Annotated in this window: 17 protein-coding genes; 7 read left to right on the forward strand and 10 right to left on the reverse strand. The window is 51.1% G+C overall.

The genetic code is table 11. The features are described 5' to 3' along the window. The 10 genes from WFM46_RS20715 to WFM46_RS20760 form a co-directional block, all read right to left on the reverse strand. Nucleotides 1–381 (reverse strand): hypothetical protein (locus WFM46_RS20715; protein WP_336998419.1); only part of this gene is annotated, 381 nt, incomplete at its 3' end. Continuing rightward, a complete protein-coding gene (locus WFM46_RS20720; protein ID WP_156655499.1) occupies nt 374–1,231 on the reverse strand; it encodes an ORF6N domain-containing protein in 858 nt (285 codons plus the stop codon). The genes WFM46_RS20720 and WFM46_RS20715, both read right to left, overlap by 8 nt. Nucleotides 1,232–1,243: 12 nt before the next feature. Continuing rightward, nucleotides 1,244–1,750 (reverse strand): hypothetical protein, encoded by a 507-nt coding sequence (locus WFM46_RS20725; RefSeq protein WP_156654797.1) that lies wholly within the window; start codon nt 1,748–1,750, stop codon nt 1,244–1,246. Then, nucleotides 1,747–1,965, reverse strand: a complete 219-nt coding sequence (locus tag WFM46_RS20730) for a ParE family toxin-like protein (protein ID WP_156654796.1) — start codon at nt 1,963–1,965, stop codon at nt 1,747–1,749. The genes WFM46_RS20725 and WFM46_RS20730 overlap by 4 nt, the downstream gene beginning before the upstream one ends. Beyond that, on the reverse strand, nt 1,937–2,179 hold the full coding sequence (locus tag WFM46_RS20735; RefSeq protein WP_231736530.1) for a hypothetical protein: 243 nt from the start codon (nt 2,177–2,179) through the stop codon (nt 1,937–1,939). Before WFM46_RS20735 ends, WFM46_RS20730 begins: the two co-directional genes overlap by 29 nt. After that, nucleotides 2,157–2,537, reverse strand: a complete 381-nt coding sequence (locus tag WFM46_RS20740) for a hypothetical protein (RefSeq protein WP_156654795.1) — start codon at nt 2,535–2,537, stop codon at nt 2,157–2,159. The genes WFM46_RS20735 and WFM46_RS20740 overlap by 23 nt, the downstream gene beginning before the upstream one ends. Next, nucleotides 2,538–2,762: a hypothetical protein gene (locus tag WFM46_RS20745; protein ID WP_156654794.1), complete on the reverse strand. Its 225-nt coding sequence runs from the start codon at nt 2,760–2,762 to the stop codon at nt 2,538–2,540. A gap of 179 nt (nt 2,763–2,941) precedes the next feature. Continuing rightward, on the reverse strand, nt 2,942–3,139 hold the full coding sequence (locus WFM46_RS20750) for a hypothetical protein (RefSeq protein ID WP_156654793.1): 198 nt from the start codon (nt 3,137–3,139) through the stop codon (nt 2,942–2,944). Further along, nucleotides 3,129–3,449 (reverse strand): hypothetical protein, encoded by a 321-nt coding sequence (locus WFM46_RS20755; protein WP_156654792.1) that lies wholly within the window; start codon nt 3,447–3,449, stop codon nt 3,129–3,131. Before WFM46_RS20755 ends, WFM46_RS20750 begins: the two co-directional genes overlap by 11 nt. A 183-nt stretch (nt 3,450–3,632) precedes the next feature. Next, entirely contained in the window at nt 3,633–4,322 is a 690-nt protein-coding gene (locus WFM46_RS20760; protein WP_156654791.1) for an XRE family transcriptional regulator, read from the reverse strand. A gap of 119 nt (nt 4,323–4,441) precedes the next feature. On the opposite strand from WFM46_RS20760, the gene WFM46_RS20765 reads away from it, so the two are divergent. From WFM46_RS20765 to WFM46_RS20795, 7 genes are all read left to right on the forward strand, one after another. Beyond that, nucleotides 4,442–4,675 (forward strand): helix-turn-helix domain-containing protein, encoded by a 234-nt coding sequence (locus tag WFM46_RS20765; protein ID WP_156654790.1) that lies wholly within the window; start codon nt 4,442–4,444, stop codon nt 4,673–4,675. Further along, entirely contained in the window at nt 4,659–4,955 is a 297-nt protein-coding gene (locus tag WFM46_RS20770; protein ID WP_156654789.1) for a hypothetical protein, read from the forward strand. Before WFM46_RS20765 ends, WFM46_RS20770 begins: the two co-directional genes overlap by 17 nt. A 426-nt stretch (nt 4,956–5,381) precedes the next feature. Continuing rightward, nucleotides 5,382–6,992 carry a DEAD/DEAH box helicase gene (locus tag WFM46_RS20775; protein WP_156654788.1) on the forward strand — a complete coding sequence of 537 codons (1,611 nt, stop codon included), beginning with the start codon at nt 5,382–5,384 and terminating at the stop codon, nt 6,990–6,992. Further along, nucleotides 6,989–7,966, forward strand: coding sequence for a toprim domain-containing protein (locus WFM46_RS20780; protein WP_156654787.1), 978 nt, complete (start codon nt 6,989–6,991; stop codon nt 7,964–7,966). Before WFM46_RS20775 ends, WFM46_RS20780 begins: the two co-directional genes overlap by 4 nt. Continuing rightward, entirely contained in the window at nt 7,963–8,745 is a 783-nt protein-coding gene (locus WFM46_RS20785) for an antitermination protein (RefSeq protein WP_156654786.1), read from the forward strand. The genes WFM46_RS20780 and WFM46_RS20785 overlap by 4 nt, the downstream gene beginning before the upstream one ends. Nucleotides 8,746–9,018: 273 nt before the next feature. After that, nucleotides 9,019–9,447 (forward strand): tellurite resistance TerB family protein, encoded by a 429-nt coding sequence (locus WFM46_RS20790; protein ID WP_063160072.1) that lies wholly within the window; start codon nt 9,019–9,021, stop codon nt 9,445–9,447. Beyond that, nucleotides 9,444–9,599: a DUF3927 family protein gene (locus tag WFM46_RS20795; RefSeq protein ID WP_156654785.1), complete on the forward strand. Its 156-nt coding sequence runs from the start codon at nt 9,444–9,446 to the stop codon at nt 9,597–9,599. Before WFM46_RS20790 ends, WFM46_RS20795 begins: the two co-directional genes overlap by 4 nt. Nucleotides 9,600–9,665: the final 66 nt, after the last annotated feature.

Genomic DNA, 9,665 nt, shown 5'->3' on the forward strand with positions numbered 1-9,665 from the left:
CCAACCACCGCAGCTGTTGACCATTTCTCCCAACCTCGAGAAACAGGCGTTCATCCAGCGCAACCCGCGGGGCGTTAGTGATGGCACGGTTCCCCAGTCAATGAAGTCCGAATTTTTTCGACCCATATAGCGGATAAGGTCAAGCATGTTGATGTAATGCGCGCGGCGGCGATCTAAATCCCAGCTCTTTTCTTCCAGATACGAGTCGATAAAACCCCGCAGCGCTGGCTGGTCTAGCGAAATATCACCGTACTGGTGGCGATATACCGGGCGACGGTGCAGGCTGACCAGATGGAACAGGTAGGCATCACACACCCATGTCAGCGCCTGCTGGTGGGCTTCCTCCAGTGAGCCAGCGGGATACCAGAATTGCTTATTCATACTTGCGCCCCTCCGGGGTATAAATCGCTTTATCGTGGAGGTACGCGCCATTCCAGGTCTTTTTCATTGGCAGCTCACCTTTCATGTACAGCTGATACAGGCGGTGGCAGCCTTTCTCTAGCAGCACTGGCGTAAACTTCGTGAAAGCATCCTTGCCGTGCGGCGTGATCTGCGTCTGGTCTTCGGTCAGGTATTTATCACGGGCGTAGGAGGCAACGCGCCAGCGCGGATCTTTCTCTGGGTCGCGCTGCTCGTTGAAAACCCAGTCACGCTCGGACGCCCACCACATCATTTTGTTGATGTTGACGCCGTTCAGCGCCTTGCAGAATGCCGGGATCGTCATGCCTTTGGTGAAGTGCTTCTCCAGACTCTCGACGGTGGCACTGAGCGTTTTGTTTTCCAACGCAGCGGCTTCGGCTCGTTCTTCGGCCTCGATAACCATCAGCGCCAGCTCTTTACGGCTGACTGGCAGGGCAATTGCGTCACGCTGTGTGAAGTAAAACTCCACCAGGTCTTCGTGGTAACCCCATGCCTGATCAGTTTCCAGCATTTTTGCGTGATTGGCTGCGCCACGTTCGGTCCAGAGAATCAACTGACTCGTATATTTACTAACCAACCCTCTTAAAGAGGGGAGCCTTTTGAACTCCTGCAATTCAGCACCTTCCACTTTGAAGAAGTGCTTACCCTCAACGAAACGCGATTCGTTGCGAGAAAAGTTATTTGTGAGCATTTTCTCCGTGGCACCGTAACCCACTGCCATTTGCTCGGTGGTCACTACGCGCAGGCCGCGATACTCGATGATCTGCAAGTCACGGGCCGCTACTGGTGCTAATTCTGCTTTCATTGCCATCATCATTGCTCCTTAATACAAAACGTGGTTGGCTGGCATTGTTTTACCGGTGCGCAACTGGGCAGCGAGATCTACAAATATCTCGTCGAGAAACTCTGCGAACCACGAATGACCGACTTCTTTCAGGCGCTGATCGTTGGCGTAGTAGAACTGGTAAACCGCCAGATAGCGTTCCTCAGGCTTGTGCTCGATCAGTGCGCATTCCACATGCTTAATCAGCAGATTTTCAATTAGTTCCCGGGTTAAGCCGAAGGTAAACTCCTCGGTTTTAAACTGGTATTGCCCGTCTCGGAGTCCCCAGCGGTTTTCGCAGGTGATGAGATAAAGCAGGGCGACCGTACCGCGCATGGACTGGACGACGGTTTGAGCCCACTCATGCTGCTCTTCTAAAGTAAGGGAGCCTTTGCCATAGCGGTTTTCGTCAAGCATCCAACCGGGAATCGTTACGTCGGATTGCTTCTGGATTTCCTTCAGGCGAGCAACAAGCTGCTTCACGTTTTCTTTTTCAAGGTCGGTCATTTATCTTTCTCCCGGTTATAGGTTTCATGGCTCATTACTTCCCAGCTCTTGCCGCCATCGCGTGAAAGTAGCCGCCAGCGGTGATTTACCTTCAGGCTCAGATTCCCGGTGCCGATCATGCGGCAGGGGTGAATCCTCCTCGCCCTGAACTGGCGCAACACGTGAGCCGCTTTGAGGTGAACCCACTCAGGAATTCGAATTGCAGTCAGCGTCACTTTTTACCTCCGCGAGCCGCAGCTCCATGTCGCGAGCCATTTCAATAAACGTGTCCAAAGCGCAAATGTGCTCGTCGGGAGATAACCGCCGATCACACCTCACCTGCCCGTTTTCGATGTAGAGAACGACCCGGCCAGTGAAGTCAGGCAGAACATGCAGATCAATATTCAGAACCGGGCGGCAACCCGGGTTAGCGTTTTGCTGACTTAACATGCTGACCCTCCGCTAATGCTGGTTTGTGCTTTTTGGCAAAATCCACCAGCTCCTTAATGAGATCGTCGATTAACTCTTTGCCGCTTTCTGTCAGGAACTCGCCGCGGCCATTCACATCTACGGCGCTGCTATAAATTCCCCTGACCGCCTTAACCCCTTCGATATTCCCAAATTCACTCACGGCTTGTTTTTCAAATCGGCTCAACAGGCCATCGAGAAGAATCTCTGTTAATTCGATTGTTTTTATTTCGCCTTTGGGCTGATTAATAATGATGCAATTGCTGCCTGTCTTACGCAGGTGGCGGAGTAATGCAGCTTTAAGAATTCGACGCCGATATGTTTCGATTAATTTATCCATCTAAATAATCCTTCTTTGCGCGTCTTCATTCGCCAGTACAATTTTTTCCTCTGTTTCGGTCCAGGAATAAACAGAGCCAGCGAGGTCATAAGCCAGACCTAAAAGGCCATCAAGCTGGTAGCAATCGAAATCCTTATGATGGGCGTGGATAGTTTGCATAAGGAAGTTGAGCTGTTCTGCTTTGATATTCAGTGTCTGAATATCTTGTCGTTGTTGAATGGACATAATTTATCTCCCATATGCTTTCTTTAGAAAGAGATTGGCGATGTGCCAATATCCGGCGCTGCGCATTAACTGCGCTGTTTTATAAGCAGCTTTATTTACCATGATGAAAGCCTATTAAAAGAATGTAATATTCCCCAGCGATTAAGCTGTATTTATTCCAGGTTAAATTAAATGGATGGTTATTTGTTTTTGGCTTTAACAGCCTGCTCTTCAATCAACCACGCACATACATCACCAGTGAGTCTGCGCAGTAGCGAGGCAATAGCTATCACTTCGGAATCAGCCATTCGGTCTGGATAAGATTCCATCATCAGGCAAATAATTTCAGCTTGATGCGCACGTTCAGTTGCTTGCTCTAAAGAAATTTCATGCGCCATGATTCCCGTCCTTTACACCAGAAAGATAAGCAGCGGTTTGAGAAATTTTATTTGTTGCAATCGCCAATTCGGCGAGAGATGAAATAATAGTGGAAAGATTGCTGATTTTTTCTTTATCAGTTTCATCATCCTCAGTTAAAGAGAAAATATTTAAACTGATGTGATTAATAGCATCCAGCAAACTGATAGTTTTGGTATCGCAATCAGAGGCGAGATCAGCATATCCAATATCAGAGCAATTAGCTTCACTTCGGAAATCTTTGATATCTACTAACTGATAAAACTTATTGGTGGTCGGTTTAGCTGTCATTTTATTGGCTCCATTGTTTGCCGATGAAATAAGCATACGATCACCAAAATTGTCTGTCAAACATAATTATGCGTGATAAACATATTATGGGTCTAACCAACTGTTTTCGTGACTTTAAAAGATATGTTTCAAAAGCAAAAAAAAAGAGCCCTCAGGCTCTTTTGTATGTGTGGGAAGGTAGGGTTATGCGTGGCGTCTGAATTGTTGTGATTGGCTTAGAAGCACCTTTCCGCATACGTGAAGCATGTCCATCTCTGCATCAGTGATCTGCCATTCTCTGTACAGTGGATTGTCTGAAAGCACATGTAGCTGAGTCTTGATTTTCTGAAGGCGCTTAACAAAAAGATCGCCGCTAAAATCAAAAACGTATATGCCGTCACCATCGAAGTGGTTTACACCAACGTCAACAAAAATGAGATCACCTGGCTCGATTGTGCCCTGCATGCTATCGCCGCGAACGTTAATGAGCTTGACCTGATTTGCGGGCCGGTGGCCAAAGAGATTTCTCGCCTCTTCGGTAACGTACTCTATCGAACTAATAACTTCGATGAAGTCACGGGTAGAGTTGCCATTGCCTGCACTTGCAGAAACGTCCATCACATCAACTCGATACACGTCCCTTCTCCTTTCCTGCGAAAGTGAATTGATACTGTATGTATCTACAGTATCTTTTTTATCTTGGAAAGAGAATAGTTCAGAGAGTGGAACTTCTAAAGCCTCGGCAATCTTTTTGAGGCTGGCTTCACTGTAGCCCTGCATACCTCTTTCGAGCCGAGAAATGTTGCCGACGTCCCAGTCAGTCAGGGACGCCAGCTGGTTTATAGTCATTTTCTTTGCTTTTCTCAGCTCTCTAATGCGTTGCCCTACGTTCATCGAAGCACCCCCGCCAAATGTTATTTAATTTGTATTTTATACATAATTTTGCAACTCACACAACTCAACTTGCATAATATGTTTGTCACGCATATTATGTCTTAAACACATATGGAGTTATGCGCATGTTTACTACACCGCTACGCAAAGCTCGCCTCAAAGCAAAGATGACCATTCAGGAGGTTGCATCATCCATCAAGTGCGACCCCGGTAATCTTAGTCGAATGGAGCGAGGTATACAGAGGCCTTCTCCGGAAGTTGCTGAGAAGCTGGCCAAATTGTTCAGCGCGGAGCTGACAGAAATTCAGATCCTCTATCCCGAAAGGTTTAGCCCTGATGGATATCACCCGTAATGAGCACCTGGTTATGCCTGATGGTCATAGCCAGGCGGATTCGGATTGGATTAGGCAGCAATTATTAACCCTGGCGCCAGCAGTACGGCAAAAAGCCATCCAGCGTTACGCAGCTGTGTATCAGGAAACGTTTGAGGCTGAACCCGTTTCATATCGCAAGGAGAACCGGGCAAGGCACGAAGCAAACACACGGCTTCGCCTGTTCGTAAGGAATCACGGCAGGGCATTACAGGGGTATACCGCCGAACCACCCCCGGCTGGAATGCAAGCGCGTTCTTGATTGTTCCGGGTTTAAAGGCACCCGAACAGATGCAGGCTTAAAGGTGCCTGATCAGGTTGGCAACCATCTGAACCTCATCCCCATACGTACTAGGGAAGTAGTACGTTTTTATGGGGAAGAGGGAAAGGGGGGTAAGGGGGGATTGGGTGTAGGGGTAGGAATAGGGCCTTTTCCAACAGGCGAGATCCATTGGTTAGGTAGATCTCAGTCTTAAGGGCTGAACCAAAAAAAGCGGCCGTATCAGCAAGGTAGTACGAAAGCTGAAGGCGCAGAGAAACGAGGAAGGTTCTTCCTGGAAGAGTGAATTTCAGGAGGACTGATTAAGAAGGGAGGCTGGCAACCTTTGGGGAGGCCGCCAGCCATGTGAGGGGAATCCATGAAAACCACATCACAAAATTATTATCTCATCACCGCGGGGGCAGCACAATGCAGCTGACGATCACACCGAATTTTGCACAGGAGCGCGCGCTGAATATGTTGCGCCGGAACTGGAAGGCAAACGACACCTTCATGGTGTACTCGCCAACCGGCAGCGGCAAAACGGGGCTGGCCGCTTTCATTGTCGCCGGGTTCGTCAGCCGCGGCATGCGCGTTCTGTTCTGCGCACCATACACCATCCTGATCGGTCAGACGGCCAATCGCTTTGTTGAATATGGCCTGCCGGGTGATGAAATTGGCTATATCTGGGCGGATCATCCGAATTACGATCCGTCTCTGAAAATCCAGATTGCCAGCGCTGATACGCTTATTCGCCGCGTGTTCCCTGACAACATCGATCTGCTGATAATCGACGAAGCGCACCTGCGTAAAAAACGCATCCTGCAGGATATCGAACGTCTGCGCGCTAAAGGCGTGAAAGTGATTGGCCTGTCAGGTACGCCGTTTTCACCGTTCCTGGGTAAATACTATGACCGGCTTATTAAACCTACCACCATCGGCGAGCTGATCCAGCGCGGGGACCTGAGCAAATACGAGTTCTACGCGCCCACTAAGCCGGATCTGAAAGGCGTCAAATCGGCTCCATCACTGGAGTTCGGCAGCGATTACAACGAGACGCAGCTGGCCGAGATTATGTGCGGCTCCACGCTGGTGGGCGATATCGTTCAGAACTGGCTGGAGCATGGCCGGGATCTGCCGACAATCGCGTTCTGCGTGAACGTAGCCCACGCCAATTTCCTGACCATCCGGTTTAACCAGGCTGGCGTTAACGCTGAGGTTATGACCGCCGACACCCCGGTGGAGGATCGCCAGACCATCGTTCATCGCTTTGAAACCGGCGCTACAAAGATCATCGTCAGCGTGGGCGTCCTGGTGGCCGGGTTCGACAGCGACGTTCGCTGCATTATTTACGCCAGGCCAACCAAAAGCGAAATTCGCTGGCTGCAGGCGCTGGGCCGCGGTCTGCGCACCGCGCCGGGCAAAGAGTCCTGCCTCATCTTCGATCACAGCGGCACCGTACACCGCCTGGGTTATCCGGATTCCATCGAGTATGACGATCTGCCCGGCAAATCAGATGGTATGGAAGAAAGCGCGCGCCGCGCAGCTGAAGAACGCGAAGAGAAGCTGCCACACGAGTGCTCGCAATGCCATTACATGAAACCAGCTGGTGTCTATGTCTGCCCGAAATGCGGACACAAGCCGCTGGCCGGTGAAGATATCGATACAGACACCGGGCGCAAGCTTAAAAAGCTGGGCACCGAACAGCGCCAGCCCACAAAGGCCGAGAAACAGGCCTGGTGGAGCCAGATTAAGTTTTACCAGCGTCAGCGTGAATCTTTGGGCAAAAAGCCCGTAAGCGATGGGTGGTGTAAGCACACTTTTCATGATCGCTTCGGAGAGTGGCCCAACGGCCTGAGCGACTACCCGATGGACATCACTCCTACGGTTTCGAACTTCATCAGGCACAAACAGATCGCCTTTGTGAAAGGGAAGGCTAAACGCCAGCAGGATGTAGCAGCAGAACCTGCGACTTCCCGTATTCGCCACGCGCATAACACGATTAACGAAATCAGGCAGCAGTTAGGGAAACAAGCATGAAGACGGCAGCAGCGGCTAAAGGCCAGTGGGCCATGATTTTTGAACATTATGGGCTTCCGCCGATCACCGGCAAAAACCACTTCAAAGGCAAATGCCCGCTATGTGACTCTATTGGTAAGTTCCGTATCGATGATCGTGACGGTGCCGGCACCTGGATCTGTACCTGCGGCAGCGGTGATGGATTAAAACTGGTTACGCAAACCCAGGGCAAACCCTTCAATGAGATCTGCCGTGAAATCGACGAGCTGATCGGCAATACCTTTGCTCGGGAAAAAATACCGGTCACCAGTAACGCTGGCAGCCTGCGCAAAAGGGTGATCAGTAAGTTTTCGAAGCTTGCACCGCTGCGCGGCACGTCCGGCGCTGAGTATCTCAGCTCCCGTGGTGTCTACCAGCTTCCGCAGGACGCTATCAGATTCAACGACCATGAGCGCTACGGCGGAAAGGTTTTCCAGAGCCTGTATTCACTCGCAACAGATGACAAGGGCGAGCTTTGCTATCTGCACAGAACCTTGCTGGACGGAAACCGGAAGGCTCAGTTGAAAGATTCATCAGGGGCGAAGCGTCAAAAATCACTTCAGGAAGAAAGTTACCTGGATCACGCCCGTTCGGTGGCGATCCGTATGTTCCCAGTTTCCACCACGCTGGGCATCGCCGAGGGCATCGAAACAGCCCTGTCAGCGCACCAGCTTTACGGGGTCAACACCTGGGCAACCATGACCAGCGGATTCATGAAGAAATTCCGTGTGCCGGCTGGCGTGAAGAACTTCATCATTTTTGCAGACCGTGACGTCAACAGTGCTACCGGTTTAGCGGCTGCTATGGAATGTGCTCATGCCAATTTGATGGCAAAAAACGACCTCGAAAAGGTCAGTATCTACTGGCCGGATAATGGAGACTTTAACGACATGCTCATGAACGGCGATCAGGTTCGTGAAATGGTTTTCTATAAAAAACAGCAGGTGGCCGCATGAAACTGGAAGCAGCACTTAAACATTTTAGTCCTCAGGGAATGCATATCAGCGACGACGTAAAAGGAACCTCTCCGGATCGTCTCACCGGCACTGATGTTATGGCGGCGATTGGTACCACCAGCAGCCGTGCGCGCTTCGGCCTGGCTGCTTTCTTCGGAAAGGCTGGCATCAGCAAAACAGATGAACAGCTCGCGGTTCAGGCGCTGGCCCGTTATGCGATGGATTCCGCTCCAAAGAACGTGCGTAAAGCAGCTGGTGGTGAGTTCGGCTGGTGCATGCAGGTCCTGGCGCAATTTGCCTTTGCTGATTATTCCCGTTCGGCGGCCACCAGCGCGGCGTGCAGTAGCTGCGGCGGTACCGGTTTTATGTCCCAGCTCGAGGATGTAATCAAGCACCCTGGTATTTTCGATGCAGACGGCGCTGAAGTTGTGGCCCCGAAGATCAAGCGTGAGACGGTGAAGCGTATATGCGGCACCTGTGGAGGTAAGAGAGTGATCCATGCCCGTTGCCGCTGCGGAGGTAAAGGCGAGGTCCTCGACCGTGCCGCGACGAAGGAAAAGGGGGCCCCGGTGTTTAAAACCTGTGGCCGCTGCTCTGGTAATGGCTTCTCTGTTGTCTCTTCTGCCACGGCACACCGAGCCATTCTGAAGCGTCTCCCGGATCTCCATCAGTCCTCATGGTCACGAAACTGGAAACCATTCTATGAAATGCTGGCGGACACGCTGCGCCAGGGAGAGCGGCAAGCCGCTGTAGAATTCGAGAAGGCCACAGCTTATTAATGTTTTCGGAACAAATGGCGACATTTTATTGCACGATAGCGTTGACTTTGCATAAAGTTGTCCTGTATGCTTTCCATCGTGGGATATTACGCCTGCACGACATCAAACCCGCCTCTGTGCGGGTTTTTTTATGCCTGTAATTCTTCGCGCCACGCTCGGCGCAATTCAACCACAGAGCCTTTCAGGGGTGAGCCATAGGGAACGGTCGGTGTGACTGTCTCTGTGGGCCGATCATTCCTGAGCGCTGGCTCACCCGCTAAAAGGAAAGTCACTATGTTCGGTTTCGGTAAAAAAGCCCGTAAAGCAGTAAGCGACATCAAAAAGTTCGAAAAGCGCGATCTGGCTCAGGCAGTGGTTAACGCTGCTTACCTGGTGGCTTATGCAGATGGTGAATGCGAAGCATCAGAAAAGGCGAAGATTGAGCAAGTGCTGCGCAATCAGCCATCACTGGCAGCGTTCACCTCTGAAATCAACGCCATCAGCGCAACGATCGTCGGTCAGCTGGACACCAACTTTAAGATTGGTCGCCGTGCTGCGCTGCGTGAGATTGAAGATGTTAAGCACGACACCCGCGAAGCTGAAGACGTTCTCGATGTGGCCGTGGCCATCGCAGAGGCTGATGGTGAAGTAGAGCCAGAAGAGCGCAAGGTGCTGGAAGAGATCGCCAACGTCCTCGGCCTGCGTCTGGAAAACCATCTGTGATCGGCAATCTCCGCTGGGCCGCTGCCGGGGTGCTGTTGTTCCTTGTGGTGGCAATCGACTTTACCAGCAAGATGATGTCGATTCTGGCAGACGGCGTGATGGTGGCTGGGGTGGTTGCCCTGCTCTGGCCCCTGATTAAATCCAGTAAATAACACTGTGCAAAAGGTCATTGCGATGGCCTTTGACAGAGTGACATCCAGCCGCACAGCGGCCTTCTT

The organism is Leclercia sp. M50 (genome assembly GCF_037150775.1).
In the GTDB taxonomy this organism is placed as follows: domain Bacteria; phylum Pseudomonadota; class Gammaproteobacteria; order Enterobacterales; family Enterobacteriaceae; genus Enterobacter.

Bases quoted from the DNA above. Each gene is read 5' to 3' on its own strand.
- WFM46_RS20720 (WP_156655499.1), bottom strand. From the start codon at position 1,231: ATGGCAATGAAAGCAGAATTAGCACCAGTAGCGGCCCGTGACTTGCAG.
- WFM46_RS20725 (WP_156654797.1), bottom strand. From the start codon at position 1,750: ATGACCGACCTTGAAAAAGAAAACGTGAAGCAGCTTGTTGCTCGCCTG.
- WFM46_RS20735 (WP_231736530.1), bottom strand. From the start codon at position 2,179: ATGTTAAGTCAGCAAAACGCTAACCCGGGTTGCCGCCCGGTTCTGAAT.
- WFM46_RS20740 (WP_156654795.1), bottom strand. From the start codon at position 2,537: ATGGATAAATTAATCGAAACATATCGGCGTCGAATTCTTAAAGCTGCA.
- WFM46_RS20745 (WP_156654794.1), bottom strand. From the start codon at position 2,762: ATGTCCATTCAACAACGACAAGATATTCAGACACTGAATATCAAAGCA.
- WFM46_RS20750 (WP_156654793.1), bottom strand. From the start codon at position 3,139: ATGGCGCATGAAATTTCTTTAGAGCAAGCAACTGAACGTGCGCATCAA.
- WFM46_RS20755 (WP_156654792.1), bottom strand. From the start codon at position 3,449: ATGACAGCTAAACCGACCACCAATAAGTTTTATCAGTTAGTAGATATC.
- WFM46_RS20760 (WP_156654791.1), bottom strand. From the start codon at position 4,322: ATGAACGTAGGGCAACGCATTAGAGAGCTGAGAAAAGCAAAGAAAATG.
- WFM46_RS20765 (WP_156654790.1), top strand. From the start codon at position 4,442: ATGCGCATGTTTACTACACCGCTACGCAAAGCTCGCCTCAAAGCAAAG.
- WFM46_RS20770 (WP_156654789.1), top strand. From the start codon at position 4,659: ATGGATATCACCCGTAATGAGCACCTGGTTATGCCTGATGGTCATAGC.
- WFM46_RS20775 (WP_156654788.1), top strand. From the start codon at position 5,382: ATGCAGCTGACGATCACACCGAATTTTGCACAGGAGCGCGCGCTGAAT.
- WFM46_RS20780 (WP_156654787.1), top strand. From the start codon at position 6,989: ATGAAGACGGCAGCAGCGGCTAAAGGCCAGTGGGCCATGATTTTTGAA.
- WFM46_RS20785 (WP_156654786.1), top strand. From the start codon at position 7,963: ATGAAACTGGAAGCAGCACTTAAACATTTTAGTCCTCAGGGAATGCAT.
- WFM46_RS20790 (WP_063160072.1), top strand. From the start codon at position 9,019: ATGTTCGGTTTCGGTAAAAAAGCCCGTAAAGCAGTAAGCGACATCAAA.